Below are 19,746 nucleotides of genomic sequence, written 5' to 3'. Positions count from 1 at the left end.
TAAAAACTGAAAGATACATCAAAATGTAGTTACTTCATGATTTGTGCTTACTATGATAAAAAAGTATTCATTAAAAAGCTAACGGAAAAAACAACCGTTTCATTGACGCGGTAAACTATTTCAGTAAAAAATGAACGTTTCTTTTTGTCATTTGCAAAATATGTCGTTACTTTGCACAAATTTTGATATTAACAATGAATCAACAGGAAATCAGAAGTAAGTATTATCTACATTCGGATGTTTTGCACCCGGAAACGGCAGACTTCTTCTCTTTTCTCCAAAAACGATATTTTAGTTCTTTGGTAATGCGTTAATCCTTTTTTGAGGGTAACGCATTTTTTTTTATGGACGAACTTAGAAATAACAACTTATTATAACAACAAAAGAAATGGAAAAGGAAATCAAGAAAGTTCTCGTTTTGGGTTCTGGAGCACTCAAAATCGGACAAGCCGGAGAGTTCGACTACTCTGGTTCACAAGCACTGAAAGCTTTGAAAGAAGAAGGTATCAGCTCAGTATTGGTAAACCCGAACATCGCAACCATTCAGACTTCTGAAGGTATTGCCGATAAAGTGTATTTCCTTCCCGTAAATACTTATTTTGTAGAAGAAATTATCAAGAAAGAACGTCCTGATGGTATCTTGCTGGCATTCGGCGGACAGACTGCGTTGAACTGCGGTGCGGAACTCTACACACAGGGTATTCTTGATAAATACGGAGTAAAGGTGCTTGGTACATCGGTAGAAGCTATCATGTATACAGAAGACCGTGATTTGTTCGTGAAGAAACTGAACGAAATCGAGATGAAGACTCCGGTTAGCCAGGCAGTAGAAAACATGGAAGATGCCATTGCTGCTGCACGCAGAATCGGTTATCCTGTCATGGTACGTTCTGCTTATGCATTGGGTGGTCTTGGTAGCGGTATCTGTGCCGACGAAGAAGAATTCCTGAAATTGGCTGAAAGCTCCTTTGCTTTCTCTAAACAGATTCTGGTAGAAGAATCGTTGAAAGGCTGGAAAGAAATCGAATTTGAAGTGATCCGTGACGCTAACGACCATTGCTTCACAGTAGCCAGCATGGAAAACTTTGACCCGCTGGGTATCCATACCGGTGAGTCAATCGTAGTGGCTCCTACCTGTTCACTGGATGATAAAGAATTGACTCTGTTGAAAGAACTTTCTACTAAATGTATCCGTCACCTCGGTATCGTGGGTGAGTGTAACATTCAGTATGCTTTCAACTCTGATACGGACGACTACCGTGTGATTGAAGTAAATGCCCGTTTGAGCCGTTCTTCTGCATTGGCGTCTAAAGCTACCGGTTATCCGTTGGCATTCGTTGCTGCTAAAGTAGCGCTTGGCTATACACTCGACCAGATTGGTGAGATGGGGACTCCGAATTCTGCATACGTAGCTCCGCAACTTGACTACTATATCTGTAAAATCCCTCGTTGGGACTTGACGAAGTTTGCCGGTGTATCCCGTGAAATCGGTTCAAGCATGAAATCGGTAGGTGAAATCATGTCTATCGGCCGTTCTTTCGAAGAAATCATCCAGAAAGGTCTTCGTATGATTGGTCAGGGTATGCACGGTTTCGTAGGTAACGACGAACTGCACTTTGACGATCTTGATAAAGAGCTTTCTCGTCCGACAGACTTGCGTGTTTTCGCTATCGCACAAGCAATGGAAGAAGGTTATACCATCGAACGTATTCATGACCTGACAAAGATTGACCCATGGTTCCTTGGCAAACTGAAAAATATCGTAGACTACAAAGCGAAACTGTCTACCTATAATAAGGTAGAAGATATACCTGCCGATGTAATGCGTGAAGCTAAAGTGTTAGGTTTCTCCGACTTCCAGATCGCCCGTTTCGTACTGAATCCAACCGGAAACATGGAGAAAGAAAACCTGGCAGTGCGTGCTCATCGTAAATCTATGGGTATCCTCCCGGCTGTAAAACGTATTAATACAGTTGCTTCCGAACATCCGGAACTGACTAACTATCTGTATATGACTTATGCAGTGGAAGGTTATGATGTAAACTATTATAAGAATGAAAAATCAGTAGTCGTACTGGGTTCGGGTGCTTACCGTATCGGTAGCTCTGTAGAATTTGACTGGTGTTCGGTAAATGCCGTTCAGACAGCCCGCAAATTGGGTTACAAATCTATCATGATTAACTACAACCCTGAAACGGTTTCTACTGACTATGATATGTGCGACCGTCTGTACTTCGACGAGCTTTCGTTCGAACGTGTACTCGACGTAATCGATCTGGAACAACCTCGCGGTGTGATTGTCTCTGTAGGTGGACAGATTCCGAACAACCTGGCTATGAAACTTTACCGCCAGTCGGTTCCTGTATTGGGTACTTCTCCGATCTCTATCGACCGTGCTGAAAACCGTAACAAGTTCTCTGCTATGCTTGACCAACTGGGTATCGACCAGCCGGCATGGATGGAACTTACCAGTCTCGAAGAGGTGAAAGGATTCGTAGAAAAAGTAGGCTATCCGGTATTGGTTCGTCCTTCTTACGTTCTTTCGGGAGCTGCTATGAATGTTTGCTACGATGACGAAGAATTGGAAAACTTCCTGAAGATGGCTGCCGAAGTTTCTAAAGAATACCCGGTAGTTGTTTCTCAATTCCTTGAAAATACAAAAGAAATTGAATTTGATGCTGTTGCCCAGAATGGTGAAGTGGTGGAATACGCAATTTCTGAACATGTGGAATTTGCCGGTGTTCACTCCGGTGACGCTACACTGGTATTCCCGGCACAGAAGATTTACTTTGCAACGGCACGCCGTATCAAGAAAATCAGTCGTCAGATTGCTAAAGAACTTAATATCTCCGGTCCGTTCAATATCCAGTTCCTGGCTCGTAACAACGAAGTGAAAGTAATCGAATGTAACTTGCGTGCTTCTCGTAGTTTCCCGTTTGTTTCTAAAGTACTGAAACGTAACTTCATCGAAACAGCTACCCGCATCATGTTGGATGCTCCGTACTCACGTCCGGATAAATCTGCATTTGATATCGACTGGATTGGTGTAAAAGCATCTCAGTTCTCTTTCTCTCGTCTGCACAAGGCTGACCCGGTATTGGGTGTGGATATGTCTTCTACAGGTGAAGTTGGATGTATCGGTGATGATTTCTCTGAAGCATTGCTGAATGCAATGATCGCTACCGGATTCAAGATTCCTGAAAGAGCAGTAATGTTCTCTTCCGGTGCTATGAAGTCGAAAGTGGATTTGCTGGATGCCAGCCGTATGCTGTTTGCTAAGGGATATCAGATTTATGCTACTGCCGGAACTGCTGCATTCCTGAATGCTCATGGAGTAGACGCGACTCCGGTTTACTGGCCGGATGAGAAACCAGGTGCAGAGAATAATGTAATGAAGATGATCGCTGACCATAAGTTTGACCTGATCGTAAACATTCCGAAGAATCATAGCAAACGTGAATTAACGAATGGCTATCGTATCCGTCGTGGTGCAATCGATCACAACATTCCATTGATTACAAATGCTCGTCTGGCAAGTGCCTTTATCGAAGCATTCTGTGAATTGAAATTGGGTGATATTCAGATCAAGAGCTGGCAGGAATATAAATAAACTGCTTTAGCTGTTTATCAAAATAAAAAGAACTCCCTCTTTGGAATGCCAAAGGGGGAGTTTTTTGTTTAAGTTGTCTTGTTGCGAATAGATGTTTTCTGTTATTTGCTTACACGATAATTGTGTACTTTCAGATTCTCTATCCGGCTATTGAAGTTTCCGGCTTTCTCGAGCGGGAAAACCAATGTGCGTATATAACTCATAGAATCTTTTCCTGCATTGAAATAACATTTCTGTATGTTCATTTCTTCAACAACCTTTCCGTTTACTCTGAGTGTGGTACTACGATGATCGCCTTCAATCTGAATGGTCGCTTTCTCTCCCGGATTCACTTTATATGGGAACGTATTCAAATAACCATCGCGTGCAAAACCCATCATCCCTCGAATTGGATCTGCTAGATAGAATACGGCATTGGGTGAACGGAACAATTCTGTTCCGCTTTTCTCTGGTGCTCCGGTAATGTCGAAACTGACTGTATAATTATAGCCGATTTCCGGGTAAGTGGAAGTGCTGCTGGGAGCAACGGTAGAACGCTCATATACCAATGCCGGACTCTTGCCGATTCTTCCCAATTGATTGACTCCGGGGGCTTCACTGATAGCACTACGCTTTTCATTATACACTTCGAATGGCAGACTGGTTTCTTTCCCTGTCCATGTCTTTACTGCTAGAGTTTGTAACGCAGGGAATACACGGTGATGAATGTCTTTCACGGAAATTCCATTACCTGCATGGTCGTTCCAGATGGCAAACATGCCACCGAGAATAGCAGGGTGCTTTTCTTCGAATACGGCTTTCCCGATATGTGCCGGTGTCCATTCTTTATATAAAAATACCTCGTTAAGATAATCCTGATAGTAACCAGCTAATGGAACAATGTAAACCATTGCATCCGGAATGCTGATTAGCTGGTAGCCGTCTTTTATCATGGTTGCTGGGTCGGCATATCCGTTATACCAGGCATTCATAATGATATTTTCTGATTTGACAGGGGTGTCTCCTTTAGCATGAGTGAGAGCGCCCCATATCACGGCTTGTTTGCCAAAGCCTTCTACCAGCCGGATATAATGGTCGGTGAAAGCCCGGAGTTTTTCTACTACCTCTTTCTTGGCATTCGAGTATTCGTCGGTACCGATATGCACACGCTTGCCTACGAATACAGGGTCGTCACCTTTCAGGTATTCTTTGAACAGATCGTCTGCAAATTGATAGGTTTCCGGTTTGAATAAGTCAAGATGATCCATTCCGTACTCCTTGCTCCCAATTTCCGGTTTGTAATGAGTGAATGCTAATGAATGTGCCGGAATATCAATTTCCGGTATAATCTCTACAAAGTTGGTTGCAGCTTGTTTTTGAAAATCAATAAATTCTTTTTTAGAATAAGAACCGTCGCGGGCTGTGAGTCCCGGATAAGTTTCGGACTCCAGACGGAAAGCAGCATAAGTCTTGTCCCAGTTGTTATCAAAATATTGCTTGAATCCATTATCATTCAGATGGACTTGCAGGGTATTCATCTTGTAATAAGCCATTATTTTTACCAGATCCTGAAGATAGCTCATCGGAATGAATTTACGACCGCAGTCTATCATGAATCCCCGGATGGAGTAGTCGGGGTAGTCGCGGATTATTCCTTTGGGAAATGAGTGCTCCTGGCTTTGTTCTGCTATTTGCAAGAGGGTACGTGTGCTCCAGTAAAGCCCTGTCGGGGTGGGAGCAGAAGTCGTGATCCGATCGGTAATCTTGATTTCATAACCCTCTTCTCCCAGCTTTTTGTCAGCTGACAGTGATAGGATGAAGTCTCCGGGTGTGGCTTTGCCTTGAGTTACGCTTAATGTTTTTCCGAACATTTGCTGATAATCGTCGGCAAACATTTGGGCTATTCTCAGCAATTCTGGATTTGCAGAGGTGCATACTATCTTCGCATTTGTTCCCGGAGTGAAATTACCATCTTTTCCTGTCCATTGTTTGAGTTCGGGGACAACAAAAGGTTTAGAGTTTACGCTGGCATAGGATAAACTGCCATACAAACAGAAGATTGTCAATAAGCATAACACTTTCAGGGGGATTAGTGTGTGTGTCATAATGGGGGTGTTTTTGTTATTAATAAATGATTAAAGTTAATTATTGGCTGAATTTAGGGATAATCTGTCTATTAGCCAGCAAGAGAAGCGATTTATTTTTTATTTTTGTTTTTCGAAAAGATAAAATCAGATTTAACAATGTTAGTACTTCTATCTTGTGCCAAGACTATGAGTGAAACTTCAAAGGTGAAAGTTCCTTTGAAAACGGTTCCACGATTTCAAAAAGAAGCTTCCGGGATTGCTTTGCAGATGTCACAGTTTTCGGTGGACGAACTGGAACGCCTGTTGCGTGTGAATGCTAAAATAGCTGTGGAAAATTACAAGCGTTATCAGGCTTTTCATGCGGAGGGTACACCGGAACTGCCTGCTTTATTGGCTTATACCGGAATTGTGTTCAAACGGTTGAATGCAAAAGATTTCTCGAAAGTAGAATTTGAATATGCGCAGGAACACTTGCGGCTGACTTCTTTTTGTTATGGACTGTTGAGGCCTTTGGACGTTATTCGTTCCTATCGGTTGGAAGGAGATGTAGTGCTGCCTGAACTGGGTAATCAGACGATGTTTTCTTATTGGCAGTCCCGTTTGACGGATGTGTTCATTGAAGACATCAAGAAAGCCGGCGGCATACTTTGCAATTTGGCCAGTGACGAGATGAAAAGCTTGTTTGATTGGAAGCGGGTGGAAAAAGAGGTGCATGTCATCACTCCCGAATTTCAAGTATGGAAGGATGGAAAATTGGCTTCGATAGTGATATATATCAAAATGTCCCGTGGTGAAATGACACGGTTCATTCTGAAGAATCGAATTGAAAATCCGGAGGATCTGAAAAGCTTCTCTTGGGAAGGGTTTGAATTTAACGAATCTCTTTCGAACGAAAAGAAGTTTGTATTTACTAACGGCAAAGAAATATAAGGTATGACGGAAGTTGAGAAGATGCGTAGTAGCCAGTTGGCTGATATGTCTGCACCGGAGTTGCAGGTACGTTTTGAACATGCCAAAAAACTATTGGCACGTATGCGGGGAATGAGTACGTACGATGAGGGTTATAGAGAATTATTGGATAAGTTGGTACCGGGGATTCCTGAAACTTCCATTATATGCCCGCCTTTCCATTGCGATCACGGAGACGGAATCAAGTTGGGTGAACATGTGTTTGTTAATGCCAATTGCACTTTCCTGGATGGAGGATATATCACAATTGGTGCTCATACACTGGTCGGTCCTTGTGTGCAGATTTATACGCCTCATCATCCGATGGATTATCAGGAAAGAAGAGGCTCTAAGGAATATGCTTATCCGGTGACGATTGGCGAAGACTGCTGGATTGGTGGCGGAGCTATTATCTGTCCCGGTGTGACGATTGGTAATCGTTGTGTGATAGGAGCGGGGAGTGTTGTGACGAAAGATATTCCCGACGACAGTGTTGCAGTCGGGAATCCGGCACGGGTGATTCGTAAATAAGTTGCTTTATCTGGTAGACAGACTGGACGAAGTGAAAGTTGTGAGAAAAAAACTTTTTTGTATTATTTGTTGATAATCAGAGCTTTTCTTTATTGCGCAAAAACTTTCTTGAAAAATAATACATGAAATGTTTGCAGAATTCAAAAAATGCCGTACCTTTGCATCGCTTTTGAAACGGAAGTGTACGGGCGTTTAGCTCAGCTGGTTCAGAGCATCTGCCTTACAAGCAGAGGGTCGGCGGTTCGAATCCGTCAACGCCCACACAAAAAACGAAACACTTCCGGCTCATTAACAAGGGCGTTTAGCTCAGCTGGTTCAGAGCATCTGCCTTACAAGCAGAGGGTCGGCGGTTCGAATCCGTCAACGCCCACTACTGGAAATCAGATAGTTACACTGTTAGCTATCTGATTTTTTTTATGCGTCAAAACTTGGTTTATGAATGGTTTTTGCACGGTGATGTAAACCGAGATGTAAACCGGAAAATGACACATGAATGCTTCAATTTCAGTAGTTTGCTACAAATCCAAAACACTTTCTAATGGTGAGAGCCCATTAATGCTTCAAATCACTAAAGATAAAAAGAGAAAATATCAGAGTCTTGGTATTTCTGTGAATCCCAAACATTGGAACTTTTTGAAGGGTGAACCTAAGCCTAAGTGTCCTAATCGTGATTATATTCTGAAAATTATTTTAGCTAAGAAAGAAGAATTGCAAAGAAAGGTACTGGAGTTTAATAGTAGGCAAAGAGAATATTCTGTTTATTCTTTATTAAAGGAGACCGAAAGAACCCAGCACATGACTGTGGGGGAGTTTTATTTGGCTTTGATAGACGAATTTGAGAGAAATGGTAAACTTGGTAATAGACGTGCTTATAAAGGCTCGTATAACTCTTTAAATTCGTTTACGGGGGATAATCTTGATATTTGTTTTGAGGATATAACGCAAGGTTGGCTTTTGAATTATGAAAGTTGGTTGCGTGCGAAAGGCAACAAGGAGACAACTATAAGTATTCAGTTTCGTACTTTGCGAAGTGTGTATAATAAAGCTATAAAAAGAAAATGTGTGGGAAAGGAGTATTATCCGTTTGAAGATTTTCATATCAATAAGTTTAATGTTCATACAGATAAAAGGGCTATTTCGAAGAATGATGTACTGAAGATTATCTCTGCTGATTTAACAGGTAAGAGTGAATATGTAAAGTTCAGCCGAGATATTTTTGTCTTTAGCTATTTGTGTGGTGGAATAAACTTCTGTGATGTGGCTAGTTTAACAAAGGAGAATATATTAAATGGTAGATTGTTTTATGTCAGACAAAAAACAGGGAAACAGATAAATCTGTGCCTTACGAAAAATGCCAGCGCGATTATTGATAAATATTATAAGGGTGGTAAAGGTTTTCTTTTTCCTATTTTAGATGTAACTCGACATATAACTGCTACGCAAAGGGAAAATAGGCTGCATAAAGTTTTGGGGCAAGTTGATAAGTCTTTGAAAATTGTCGCCCAAATTGCGAAGGTTGATGTGAATTTAACGACTTATGTTGCCCGCCATTCTTATGCGACTGTTTTGAAACGTTCGGGTGTGCCAACATCTATTATTTGTGAATCTTTGGGACATAGCTCCGAACGGGTGACACAGATTTATTTGGATAGTTTTGAAAATGAGCAGATAGATGAAGCAATGAAGAATCTTCTTTGAAATAAAATGTCGCTTTACTTTTATGGTGAAGCGGCATTTTTTATCTTTACAGCATAATTATTACGATATGCCAATTCAGAAATTCACACTTTACCAGTATGTGAAAGAGGAATACGAACTTTTAGAGTATGTTTCTCTACTTGCACAGATATATACACCGGATTTTGATTTTGACGAGGAAAGTCAACAAACGTATGAACTTCCTTCGTCTGCACCGGAGATATTTAAGGTACGATATAATAACGGACTTCTCAAAATTCCATTTACTTATTCATCTTATGTAAAGAGTAGCAAGATTGTTTCTTTGTTACATCAATTACAACTTGATTGCGATAAATTTTGGTATCTACTTCTATTTGTACATGATTATTGTCGTGGGCAGTTTGCCAATGGGTGGGAGTGTTCATTAAGTCCACTAGAAGAACTGCAAATCTTTTCTGATTCAATCCTTGAAGTTTATAGTAAAGAAACACCAATGGATACTGTATTTGATGTGCCCGTTGAACTGACATTGAAGATAGGGGGGAAGAAGGTGATAACGATGCAAAATAACCGTACTATTTCATACTTAGCGTCATTGTGCCATGAACGGCTTGATACTGTTGAATGTAATAGTCGACTGACAACTAGTCATATTTCCCCAAGTAAAAATGTTAGCTTTTCTTCTGCCATTGTGGCATATTTCTTTGCTAATATGATAATTCGCTTTCTTGATTCCCGGAAAAATATAGTAGCAAAAAGAGGGAAAAAGACCAAAGGAATATCAGATAAAGAGAAGCGATTAATATCTAATCTTATATACTATACCGGAATACTCGTAAATAAAAGTCTATTAGATAGTTGTGATTATATAAAAGTCATTTTGAGGCGATATAAAGATACTCCAATAAATACATTTAATAGCATTTATATGTGATATAGTATTCATTTTATTTTAGACCGATAAAAAGGGGACAGGAAATCGTATTTTTCTTGTTCCCTTTTTTTGTGGCATGAGCATATCCTTTGCAGCTTTATCGGTGTAAGCGCAAAACTGATGTGCACTAAGTGATGCCTTGCCTGAATGCCCGAACAGAACAGAAGGCGGAATAAAAATAATAAACAATGAAAAATTTTTTTGAAATTAAACTACAAACTGAAAACGGAGTGAATAATAATGCAGTAGTGGATAGCAACGCAGTGGAACGTCTTGCTAATGCATGGGCTGGAAATGCTAAGCTGAAAGTGCGTTTTAAGACAGTTGCTGGCAAGGCACAGGTTCGAATCATGGCAGATTTCGGGAATAGAAAAGAGGAAATAACAACATGGGCTGACGAAGCATTACTCGAAATTGTGGTGAACGCTTTGAACGGAAAAATGAAGGTGGATGAGTATCTAATGACAGAACATCTCGCATTGGAGATTGAAGCACTGGAAACGGAAATGTTCAAGCAAGATGCTCTTTCAGGTAGAAAGTTGATTTTTCTTAAGGATTTTGTAACAGAAGATGCAAGCTACCTGCATGTTGTATCCAAGTTTTTCCGAGGGGAAGTGAACTACTATGTGAAGCGTACTGACGAGATTGAACAATTCCTTGCAGAGAATAATCTTGTAACCTTCAAGTTGATTGCCTAATAATGTTGAATCCAATGGGAGAGTTTATTCTCTCCCTTTCCTAATTCTTTTTTATATGAAAATAAATTTCCGGTTACCATACGACAATGAGGCGGCTCATTCGCAAATAAAACTTATGATGAAATGTCGTTTACGAATCAATATCGAATTTATGGAAAACAGTGATAATATCCCTAGCGTTTGGGTTGAAACTATTAATACTCGACGCTTCATGTATCAGCTTTCTCCACAGTCATGGAAATGGCTGTGGGAATATTTGAAGAATGGAGATGATGAGGATTTTGGGATATTTCCGATGAAGGTCAATCCGTATGAAGGTTTTGACTTTCAATTTGATACATTGAAATCTCTGATAGATATGGGGTATGCAATACAATTTGTTCCCACGTTGCGAGAAACGTTCTGTTTCGTTTCTGCATTACTATCTCTAAACAATGGAAAAATATTCTTCCGGATGAGACGAACGGATATAATAATGAATTACATTGAAACGATAAAAGCAGTGGCATGACAACAACGAAACAGATTCAAGTAAGCAAGAATGAACTCGATAAGGTGCAATACCTTACCGAAGTTCTTCCCGAAATTCCCACGAATACTATTCTTTATAAGAAGTTGACCGGACTTGGTGCTACCTATGGAGAAATCACAGCAAAACGTAACTCGATTATCATTGAGCCGAATGTTCCTGTTATAATTGGTAAGTGCAATGACCCTAAACATAAAGATGATAATCTGTTCGGAGTATATGAAGGTGTATATACTGACGATATTGTAAACTACTTGGAGAAGAGCAAGAAGAAGTATTATAAGATACTTACTACTCCTGAAAGTTTTCAGAAAGTAAAGGACGCATTTGAAGAACTGGAAATGAGTGCGCATTGTTCTTGTTTTCTTCTGTTTGATGAATGTCATAAGCTAGTGAAGGATGCGGATTACCGGAATAACATAACACTACCGATAGATGATTTCTTTAAATTTGACCAAAAAGCATTGGTCTCTGCCACACCAATAGAATTGAATGACCCTCGATTTAAGGAACAGAATTTTAAAATGATAGAAATACAGCCGACCTTCGATTATAAAAAGGAACTTTGGCTGCATCATACGAATAATACACTGCAAGCATTAAAAACTGTATTATCCAAACTAGACAATGAGGAAGCTGCGCCACTTCCCATTTGTGTGTTTATCAATTCAACCGATATTATATATTCATTGATGAAGCAACTAGACCTGTTGGAAGATTCCGCAGTCTTTTGTGCTCCAAAAAGTGTTGATAAACTAAAAAAGAATAGATTCTGTAATGTTTATGAAGAGTGGAACAAGGATAAAATGAAGCGGTACAACTTTTTCACAAGCCGCTTTTTCAATGCTGTGGATATGGAGTTGGAAGAGCAACCTCATGTTATAATGCTGACCGATGTCTATTTTGCGGAACATACTATGATAGACCCATATACAGACGCAATTCAGATAGTAGGACGATTCAGAAATGGAGTTTCGTCAATTACCTATATAAGTAATACCAAAAAAGGATTGCCCCAAAGAAGCAAAGAAGAAATAAAAGGATATATTGTTTGCAGCAAGGAGATATATCGAACAATGAAGAACTTTTATGATTGTGCAGCAGACAGGGCTTCCCGTGATGCTTACCGTGCTGCACTGGAAAGTCTTCCTTTTAATAAGATGCTTGATAGGAACGGGAGAGAGAATTGGTTTGCAATAGACAACTACATAGATGAGGAATTGATGAAAAATTATTATTACGATAAAGGCTCTCTAAACGAGGCATACGATAATTGTGATTCATTTATTTCTTATCAACATGGATTTTACTATTCGATAGGTGACTTTGAACGGCTAAAGAGGGAAAATAAATCTCAATCCATTAAAGACAAGCGTAAAGAGATAGTCCGCCAGTTGGAGATGTTGGGAGATTGTGTTACTGAAATGGAACTGGAATACAAGCGGGATTTAATTGCGGCTGATTCATTTATTGTTGAAGCTTATGATACAGTAGGTAAGGAAGTGATTGAACAACTCAAATATTCCAAAAAGAAAATCACGGAAGCCATGATACAGAAGCAATACAGTGAGAAGGCAACCGGAACAGAGGTAATTCGCTTAATAAAGAACTCATTTACTGTTGGTCAAAAATACACTCGTAAATATACCAAAGAAGAAATAAAGAGAATTTATGCTCTATTGAATATACATCCCCCTAAAGCCATAACAAGTAAGACTATAAGCGATTTTTTTATGGTGTCCGAATGCAAAGTCAGAGGTGAAAGATGTTATTTGCTGATTGAGGAAATATTATAATGCGAAGGACATTTTTTGAAGAAAAACACTTTTATAGACCCTGTTCGAAAAATGTCCCTTACTTTGAAATAAGCGACTAAAAGAATAACTTAGTAGCAAAAAGGAGATTTACTCATCACGGAGCGAATCTCTTTTTGTAAAGGTTGATTTTTACATGATAAGAGTAACCTTTGGTGGTATGGGACGAGGTTTTTCCACGATATTTACCTTCAAGACTTTAGTTAAATACTTCCAAGTACAAACAGTTCCTTCCGGTATTTTTCGTTTTTTTAGTGCTGCTGCTAAAAATGGTAATGCGCTATAATGGTCGATGATTTTTCCTACTATTTTTTTATTATATGGTGGTATTGTAATGTTTTGTGATGCGAAAAAATCAGCCATTGGTATATATACCTTTGTATAAACTTCGTCATCATCCTTTCCTTTGACAATATCTATTTTGAATAAATGTGTATTTGTAAGTGTGTATCCGTCTTGTTCTTCTTTTATCAGTTCTTTGTCGATACACTGATTGAGATAAGAATCTAAGGTCGGTCGGGATATATTTAGTTTCTTGCAGATTTCACTTTTGTTGTATCCTGTGTAATTGGTGTTGTTTAGGCAGATACATTTTAATAAGATGAGGAAAGCTTTGAGTTTGTTAGGAATGTTTTCTTCCAATAAATCCAAGTCAATTCTAATCCAGTCAGTTTGTGGTTTGTATAGATAATACGTACAGGTATTGAACACACCTTTGTTGCCAATGTTCTGTTGTGTATCTTTCCGTAGTAACCCTTTCTTTATTAGTTTCTCGATATGCTTGGATATATATTCGGTCTTGCTTATTCCTGTCAATTGGGATAGCGTTTCAAGCTTTACGTGTGAAATGTAAGTGTTGTAATCAGATTTCGCTAATAAACAAAAATAAGTATATGCTTCATTTGTTGTAAGCCCTATGGCTAGGCTTGCTGGTATTATTCTGTATCCCATAGTTGGCAAATGGTTGTCCGTTGATAAAATAAATAATCTTCTTTTTTAATAATCTGTTGAAATTGGAAGTTCCGAGACTTATTTTGGCTTCCTTTCTGTCTATATAAGTTTCATTGGTTAGCTGATTTACATACATGAAAAAAATAAGATTTAGAATGTGCTTTTGACTTCTGAAAGAAGGCAATGCTTATTAGTTATTTTCCAATGGTTAGTAGTATAGTCCACCCTGTTTTTTTACATGAGCGTGCCCCTGTTTTTTTACAAGTTGTTTTTCGGAGTATAAGGATATTTTTCTGCAACTTTTGCCAGTTGCTCGTATAGTTCTGCATACTTCTTTTTTAAATAATCTCTGTCTATTTTGATTGTTACCTTGCGATTTACAATGTGTTCTGTTGTTTCATCTGTAAGGGTGGTACTTGTGTCAGGTACTATTGGGATTCTTGTCTCAATCATGGGATTTTAAATAAAATGTTTTTCTAATGTGGTTAATCTGTATTCTCTGTTTTTGATAGCCTTGTGTTTGTAACCATACACCGATATGGACTTTATTATCTCTGATTCCGTGTTTCAAGGCTAATTCACGTAATTCTTGATAGGTATATACTTCTGACATGGTAGGTAATAAGAAGAAATTTTCATAACCACAAGCGGTAGGGCAGACGTCAAATTGCCCTACTTTTTATGGTTATGCTACAAAAATGAAAAAGGTCGTCTAATACTAGTATATAGGCGACTGCAATAAAATCTATCAGACATGGCTTTATCTATGAAAGACTGCGAAGAAATGAATTTACCACATTGATAGTAATTGGGAAATGGAGATAAAAAGCCCTCAATGTAATACGGTAATCCTTCCTTCATGGGATACACAAATTTACGAATAATTGGGGAAGCTAAAAAATGAATGATACTCATTCTTCAAACATTGGTTATATGGTTATGCCACATTCTGTAATGGTCTAAAGTAGTTCCATTTGTGGAGAGTAGAAAGATATGCGTGCAATAAAGTACAGGTACTTATATATAATCCCCCCTACCTATAAAAATAAGAGCTTAAATATATATCAGCTCATTTCTCCTATGATTTACTGAATTGAAAGTTACATGAACACGTGAAGAGTACACTTTTACGCCCCCCGAGGGTAGTTGGAGAGAAATGAAATATATTTCAATCCACGTAATCAATTTATAAATCATTTAAAATTTTATTCGTTATGAGAAATCTACAAATTATTGGCAATGTGCCACAGGTAAGAAGAGAAAGTAACTTTGGTGAGTATGCAGAAGAAGCGGTAATAATCGAAGAACAACCAAAAGTTAAAAAAGAAAATCCTCATTTCTTGGAAGCCAATACGCTGGAGGTAACAATGCAACATTTAAAAGAAGATTGTATTACACCCGTATTTGCCAAAGACAATGAGCTTACAATTCCTCACCCTGCATTTATTGATACTGTTTATGACGCTGCAAATGCATTTTTCAGTGGTGAAAGCATTGATAAGCCCGATATTCGTGTAAGTCACATTATCAAGGGAAGAATCCCCGAAGCAATACACAAACCTGCAAATCAACTTCTTGAAAGTGACAAGACTATCTACTACGAAAGATGTGCTTTTATTATTCAGATTCCTACGATTTACGAAACGGTGAACGGAAATAAGCTAACTCTTACTATTGGTGGTGTGAGAGCTTATAATCACACAAATCTGTATTCAAAGAAAGGAGCAGAAAGGTTTAAGGTATTTATTGGCTTTACTTGTAAAGTTTGTACAAACTTGTGTGTATCAACAGACGGTTTTCTTAGTTGTTTGGAAGTTACTAATACCAAAGATTTATATCAAGCAGTATTGGAAATGTTTCAGAGTTACCAACCTGCAAAACATCTACACTTAATGCAAACACTTGGTAACTCATATCTCACAGAACATCAATTTTGCCAATTACTTGGTAGAATGAGACTTTATCAATCATTACCACAAGGTTATCAAAAAGATATTCCTAAAATGCTTATCACTGATTCACAAATAAATACAGTTGCAAAAGCATATATCAATGATAAGAATTTTGGGAGCTTGGGGAATGATATTAGTATGTGGAAATTGTACAATCTATTGACAGGAGCAAACAAGAGCAGTTATATAGATTCATTCTTGGATAGAGCGGTAAATGCAACCGAAATAGCAACGGGAATAAATGCCGCTTTGCATGGAGACACTAAATATAAGTGGTTTATTGATTGATTAAACAGGGGAATATTCAGAAATGGGTATTCTCCTATTTTATTAACTACGTAAAACAAAAAATCATGTTTTATTATAAGATACTTGTTTGGCTCTTTTGGGTGGTATTGTCTTTTATAACAGGTTGTGTTCCGTTAATCTTGCTTATTCTTTTAGTTGGCTTATGGGATATTGAGGAAGCGAATAAACCTCGTTAGTGTTCAAAACTGGAATGTGTTCAAATAAATCTGCAAAGGTGGTTTGAACACATTCTTTCATGTTATCAATTTAATCAAAGAATAAAATGAAAACAGCCGTAATATACGCTCGTGTTTCGTCAAGTAATGACAGACAGGACACGAGCAGACAAATAGAGGATTTAAAGAAATATGCTATCTCACAGGATATAGAAATAGTAAACATATTCCAGGAGCATATTTCAGGTGCAAAGAAAATAGAGGAAAGACAGATTTTAGGAGAATGTTTGAAATACTGTAAACGTGAATCTGTGGATATTCTACTTTTGTCTGAATTGTCAAGACTAGGAAGAAGTACATTACAGGTTCTTCGCTCTTTAGATATATTGCATGAATCGAAAGTATCGGTTTACATACAGAACTTGGGCTTATATACTTTGCAAGCAAATGGAGAAGTTAATCCAATAGCATCTATCATGGTGACAGTACTTGCGGAAATGGCAAATATCGAAAGAAGTAATATCCAATACCGTTTGAATAGTGGTAGGGCAAATTATATTGCCAAAGGTGGTAAACTTGGCAGAAAGACAGGTTCAACCAAAACGGATGATAAGAAAAAAGAGGAATATAAAGAAGTCATTGCTTTACTAAGAAAAGGCTATTCAATCAGAAATATAGCTAAGCTACAAAGTATTGGTATTTCCACCGTTCAACGGATAAAAAATCAGTTTATAAAGCCATAGGTATAAATTATCAGTTGGGTAGAAAATTTTAAGATTTTGCTCTTATATAGGCAATCACAAATTTTCTACCTACTTGGATTTACTAAGAAGAGACAGCTCTCAACTTTTAATAAACAATAGTTCTTGCTATTACAAACGCTTTTCGTAACTTTGTGGCAATTTCAGATACCTAATGTGTTGGGGCTGAAAGGACATATTAGTTAACGAAGAGCGTTTAAGATATTACCTTGTTCAGAAAATCGCCAATTTAATGAACAACTCAAGGTGATAAGCAAGAACGCTCACGTCAATGTTATATACCTATCTTGTTAAGATAGTCTATATATCGTTTGGCGTGGGCTTGTTTATCATTGAGTTGTGGGTGTTTGGCGATACCTCTGAACTGTGATATTCAAGTTCCCACGCTTTTCTCATTGTATAATACTATCCAAAGGGAACAGGGTAGATAAAACGATATATAACTACGAATCAGACATTAAGAAACAACTTTTGCTACTATCTTTTAAGTAGCCAACTCATTTTTTGAGCAGCTTATACTACAAATTAAATTATTAACGAAAAGATTATTTACAGAATATGAAAACATTTAGATTTTTTGCAACTTTATTGGTTATTGCTTTATGTGCAGGTTTTACTTCTTGTAGCGACGATGATGAAGAAGAAAATTCAGTCGAAATTTCTTTGGCTAATCTTCAAGGTACTTGGGATATGATTAAATGTTATGGTTGGGAGTATGATGACAATAATCAAAAGGAGAATTGGACAGAGGATGTCTCTGGAGAATATATCTTCTTTGAAGATACAGACGGCAATGGAGGATATAGTGACGGTAGCCATACTTATTATTTTGCAAGTTCTATTAATGGTAATAAGCTTATTTTGAGAGATTCTGGTTGGTTAGCGGGTAAGTCGATAACGATAACTAAACTGACTAAGACAGAGTTACATATTACTGCTACAGATGAGAATTCAGAAGAAAACTATGAGATGATAAAAAGGTAAATCATCCTATCGTGCATAGAAAGAACAGCATTTGAAGAAATTCATTTGCTGTTTTTTTATTGATTTCTATGTGCAAACACGGAGAAATAGAGTTATCTTTGCATATAGTAATTAACGATAAATTTTAGTATTAATCTATCTTGATTGCATGGCGGTGTAAACCAATATGTAAACCAGTGGCAAAAAGAGGTCGTAAGACTATCGTATAAAAACTGCGAAAAGGGCGTTTAGCTGGCTGGTAGCTTTGAAGGCGTTAGCCTTCGAAGCCGAAGCAGAGCATCTGCCTTACAAGCAGAGGGTCGGCGGTTCGAATCCGTCAACGCCCACACAAAAAAGGAAGTCTTACGAAGAAATTCGTGAGACTTTTTTTATTTCTTACCTCTTTTATACAAACTTTCTTTCTCCTTTTACCTTATAACTCAGGAAAAAGAGTTAATTTTGCAGTCTGATAATTATCTAAGAAAACGTATGGAACTTGATGTATTAACGGCCATATCCCCGATTGATGGTCGATATAGAGGCAAAACTAAAGCTTTGGCAGCTTATTTCTCTGAATTTGCACTGATTAAATACCGTGTACAGGTAGAGGTGGAGTATTTTATCACCTTGTGCGAACTTCCTTTGCCGCAATTGAAAGGAATCGATAGTAGCGTGTTTGAAACTTTACGGAATATCTACCGTAACTTCTCCGAAGCAGACGCACAACGCATTAAAGATATCGAAAGTGTAACTAACCACGATGTGAAAGCCGTAGAATACTTCCTGAAAGAAGAGTTTGACAAAATGGGCGGAATGGATGACTATAAAGAGTTTATCCACTTCGGACTGACTTCTCAGGATATTAACAATACGTCTGTTCCTCTTTCTATCAAAGAGGCATTGGAGCAGGTTTATTACCCGTTGATTGAAGAGCTGATTGCACAGTTGAAAACCTATGCGACAGAATGGGCTAACATTCCGATGCTTGCCAAAACTCACGGTCAGCCGGCTTCTCCTACCCGTCTGGGTAAAGAAGTGATGGTATTTGTTTACCGTCTCGAACGTCAGTTGGCTATGTTGAAAGCATGTCCGCTTACTGCTAAGTTTGGCGGTGCTACCGGAAACTACAATGCGCATCACGTGGCTTATCCTCAATATGACTGGAAACAATTCGGCAATCGGTTTGTTGCAGAAAAGCTGGGACTGGAACGCGAAGAATATACAACGCAGATTTCGAACTATGATAACCTCTCTGCTGTTTTTGATGCTATGAAGCGTATCAATACCATTATGGTGGATATGAATCGTGACTTCTGGCAGTATATCTCTATGGAGTACTTCAAGCAGAAGATCAAAGCCGGAGAAGTAGGCTCGAGTGCCATGCCGCATAAAGTGAATCCGATTGACTTTGAAAATGCGGAAGGTAACCTGGGCATAGCAACGTCTATTCTGGAACATTTGGCTGTGAAGCTTCCTGTTTCCCGTTTGCAGCGTGACTTGACAGACTCAACGGTGTTGCGTAATGTCGGTGTACCTTTCGGTCACATCGTGATTGCCATCCAGAGTTCTTTGAAGGGATTGCGCAAACTGTTATTGAACGAACCGGCTATTTATCGTGATTTGGATAACTGCTGGAGTGTAGTGGCAGAAGCTATTCAGACAATCCTGCGCCGTGAGGCTTATCCGCATCCGTATGAAGCTTTGAAAGCGTTAACCCGCACCAACCAAGCTATTACAGAAAGTTCTATTAAAGAGTTTATCGAAGAATTGAATGTAAGCGAAGATATTAAAAAAGAGTTAAGAGCAATCACTCCCCATACATATACGGGGCTTTAATTGTTTACT

Annotated in this window: 15 protein-coding genes and 3 tRNA genes; 15 read left to right on the top strand and 3 right to left on the bottom strand. The window is 38.5% G+C overall.

From position 1 onward, the window contains the following. Positions 1–388 precede the first annotated feature (388 nt). Positions 389–3,610, top strand: coding sequence for a carbamoyl-phosphate synthase (glutamine-hydrolyzing) large subunit (gene carB, locus DXA54_RS13315; RefSeq protein ID WP_004297184.1), 3,222 nt, complete (start codon positions 389–391; stop codon positions 3,608–3,610). Between the two features lie 101 nt (positions 3,611–3,711). Here the strand turns inward: carB and DXA54_RS13310 are convergent, their stop codons facing one another. Then, a complete protein-coding gene (locus DXA54_RS13310; protein ID WP_120079696.1) occupies positions 3,712–5,694 on the bottom strand; it encodes a family 20 glycosylhydrolase in 1,983 nt (660 codons plus the stop codon). 138 nt (positions 5,695–5,832) lie between these two features. Here DXA54_RS13310 and yaaA point away from each other — a divergent pair, with 138 nt between their 5' ends. The 9 genes from yaaA to DXA54_RS13265 all read left to right on the top strand — a co-directional run bounded on the left by yaaA (position 5,833) and on the right by DXA54_RS13265 (position 12,792). Then, on the top strand, positions 5,833–6,606 hold the full coding sequence (yaaA, locus tag DXA54_RS13305) for a peroxide stress protein YaaA (protein WP_120079694.1): 774 nt from the start codon (positions 5,833–5,835) through the stop codon (positions 6,604–6,606). A 3-nt stretch (positions 6,607–6,609) separates the two neighbouring features. Next, positions 6,610–7,155, top strand: a complete 546-nt coding sequence (locus DXA54_RS13300; RefSeq protein WP_004305590.1) for a sugar O-acetyltransferase — start codon at positions 6,610–6,612, stop codon at positions 7,153–7,155. 186 nt (positions 7,156–7,341) lie between these two features. Beyond that, positions 7,342–7,416, top strand: a tRNA-Val gene (locus DXA54_RS13295). A gap of 34 nt (positions 7,417–7,450) precedes the next feature. Further along, positions 7,451–7,525 (top strand) — tRNA-Val (locus DXA54_RS13290). Positions 7,526–7,644: 119 nt separating this feature from the next. Further along, positions 7,645–8,853 (top strand): site-specific integrase, encoded by a 1,209-nt coding sequence (locus tag DXA54_RS13285; RefSeq protein ID WP_060451283.1) that lies wholly within the window; start codon positions 7,645–7,647, stop codon positions 8,851–8,853. 67 nt (positions 8,854–8,920) lie between these two features. After that, on the top strand, positions 8,921–9,769 hold the full coding sequence (locus DXA54_RS13280) for a hypothetical protein (RefSeq protein WP_131797394.1): 849 nt from the start codon (positions 8,921–8,923) through the stop codon (positions 9,767–9,769). Between the two features lie 188 nt (positions 9,770–9,957). Further along, entirely contained in the window at positions 9,958–10,467 is a 510-nt protein-coding gene (locus tag DXA54_RS13275; protein WP_060451281.1) for a hypothetical protein, read from the top strand. 55 nt (positions 10,468–10,522) lie between these two features. Continuing rightward, the gene (locus DXA54_RS13270; protein WP_128131327.1) at positions 10,523–10,978 is read left to right on the top strand and encodes a hypothetical protein; all 456 of its coding nucleotides are present in this window, start codon (positions 10,523–10,525) and stop codon (positions 10,976–10,978) included. After that, the gene (locus DXA54_RS13265; RefSeq protein WP_120079692.1) at positions 10,975–12,792 is read left to right on the top strand and encodes a DEAD/DEAH box helicase family protein; all 1,818 of its coding nucleotides are present in this window, start codon (positions 10,975–10,977) and stop codon (positions 12,790–12,792) included. The genes DXA54_RS13270 and DXA54_RS13265 overlap by 4 nt, the downstream gene beginning before the upstream one ends. A 150-nt stretch (positions 12,793–12,942) precedes the next feature. Here DXA54_RS13265 and DXA54_RS13260 read toward each other — a convergent pair whose 3' ends face one another. Both DXA54_RS13260 and DXA54_RS13250 read right to left on the bottom strand, forming a co-directional pair. After that, on the bottom strand, positions 12,943–13,761 hold the full coding sequence (locus DXA54_RS13260; protein WP_120079690.1) for a helix-turn-helix domain-containing protein: 819 nt from the start codon (positions 13,759–13,761) through the stop codon (positions 12,943–12,945). A 258-nt stretch (positions 13,762–14,019) separates the two neighbouring features. Next, entirely contained in the window at positions 14,020–14,214 is a 195-nt protein-coding gene (locus DXA54_RS13250) for a hypothetical protein (RefSeq protein ID WP_120079688.1), read from the bottom strand. A gap of 761 nt (positions 14,215–14,975) precedes the next feature. Between DXA54_RS13250 and DXA54_RS13245 the strand changes: the two genes are divergently transcribed. The 5 genes from DXA54_RS13245 to purB all read left to right on the top strand — a co-directional run bounded on the left by DXA54_RS13245 (position 14,976) and on the right by purB (position 19,737). After that, on the top strand, positions 14,976–16,001 hold the full coding sequence (locus tag DXA54_RS13245; protein WP_117611317.1) for a DUF3871 family protein: 1,026 nt from the start codon (positions 14,976–14,978) through the stop codon (positions 15,999–16,001). A 283-nt stretch (positions 16,002–16,284) separates the two neighbouring features. Next, positions 16,285–16,920, top strand: coding sequence for a recombinase family protein (locus DXA54_RS13235; RefSeq protein ID WP_060451305.1), 636 nt, complete (start codon positions 16,285–16,287; stop codon positions 16,918–16,920). A gap of 576 nt (positions 16,921–17,496) precedes the next feature. Next, on the top strand, positions 17,497–17,922 hold the full coding sequence (locus DXA54_RS13230) for a hypothetical protein (protein WP_048697546.1): 426 nt from the start codon (positions 17,497–17,499) through the stop codon (positions 17,920–17,922). 221 nt (positions 17,923–18,143) lie between these two features. Next, a tRNA-Val gene (locus DXA54_RS13225) sits at positions 18,144–18,248 on the top strand. Positions 18,249–18,390: 142 nt separating this feature from the next. Further along, the gene (purB, locus tag DXA54_RS13220; protein ID WP_049701810.1) at positions 18,391–19,737 is read left to right on the top strand and encodes an adenylosuccinate lyase; all 1,347 of its coding nucleotides are present in this window, start codon (positions 18,391–18,393) and stop codon (positions 19,735–19,737) included. Positions 19,738–19,746 lie beyond the last annotated feature (9 nt).

This window comes from Bacteroides sp. OF03-11BH (assembly GCF_003604005.1).
GTDB classification, from domain to species: Bacteria; Bacteroidota; Bacteroidia; order Bacteroidales; family Bacteroidaceae; genus Bacteroides; species Bacteroides ovatus.
The sequence above is the reverse complement of the archived record's forward strand: the minus strand, read 5'-3'. Positions and strand labels throughout refer to the sequence as shown.

Coding starts and splice junctions, on each gene's coding strand:
- carB (WP_004297184.1), top strand. CDS start 389: ATGGAAAAGGAAATCAAGAAAGTTCTCGTTTTGGGTTCTGGAGCACTC.
- DXA54_RS13310 (WP_120079696.1), bottom strand. CDS start 5,694: ATGACACACACACTAATCCCCCTGAAAGTGTTATGCTTATTGACAATC.
- yaaA (WP_120079694.1), top strand. CDS start 5,833: ATGTTAGTACTTCTATCTTGTGCCAAGACTATGAGTGAAACTTCAAAG.
- DXA54_RS13300 (WP_004305590.1), top strand. CDS start 6,610: ATGACGGAAGTTGAGAAGATGCGTAGTAGCCAGTTGGCTGATATGTCT.
- DXA54_RS13285 (WP_060451283.1), top strand. CDS start 7,645: ATGAATGCTTCAATTTCAGTAGTTTGCTACAAATCCAAAACACTTTCT.
- DXA54_RS13280 (WP_131797394.1), top strand. CDS start 8,921: ATGCCAATTCAGAAATTCACACTTTACCAGTATGTGAAAGAGGAATAC.
- DXA54_RS13275 (WP_060451281.1), top strand. CDS start 9,958: ATGAAAAATTTTTTTGAAATTAAACTACAAACTGAAAACGGAGTGAAT.
- DXA54_RS13270 (WP_128131327.1), top strand. CDS start 10,523: ATGAAAATAAATTTCCGGTTACCATACGACAATGAGGCGGCTCATTCG.
- DXA54_RS13265 (WP_120079692.1), top strand. CDS start 10,975: ATGACAACAACGAAACAGATTCAAGTAAGCAAGAATGAACTCGATAAG.
- DXA54_RS13260 (WP_120079690.1), bottom strand. CDS start 13,761: ATGGGATACAGAATAATACCAGCAAGCCTAGCCATAGGGCTTACAACA.
- DXA54_RS13250 (WP_120079688.1), bottom strand. CDS start 14,214: ATGATTGAGACAAGAATCCCAATAGTACCTGACACAAGTACCACCCTT.
- DXA54_RS13245 (WP_117611317.1), top strand. CDS start 14,976: ATGAGAAATCTACAAATTATTGGCAATGTGCCACAGGTAAGAAGAGAA.
- DXA54_RS13235 (WP_060451305.1), top strand. CDS start 16,285: ATGAAAACAGCCGTAATATACGCTCGTGTTTCGTCAAGTAATGACAGA.
- DXA54_RS13230 (WP_048697546.1), top strand. CDS start 17,497: ATGAAAACATTTAGATTTTTTGCAACTTTATTGGTTATTGCTTTATGT.
- purB (WP_049701810.1), top strand. CDS start 18,391: ATGGAACTTGATGTATTAACGGCCATATCCCCGATTGATGGTCGATAT.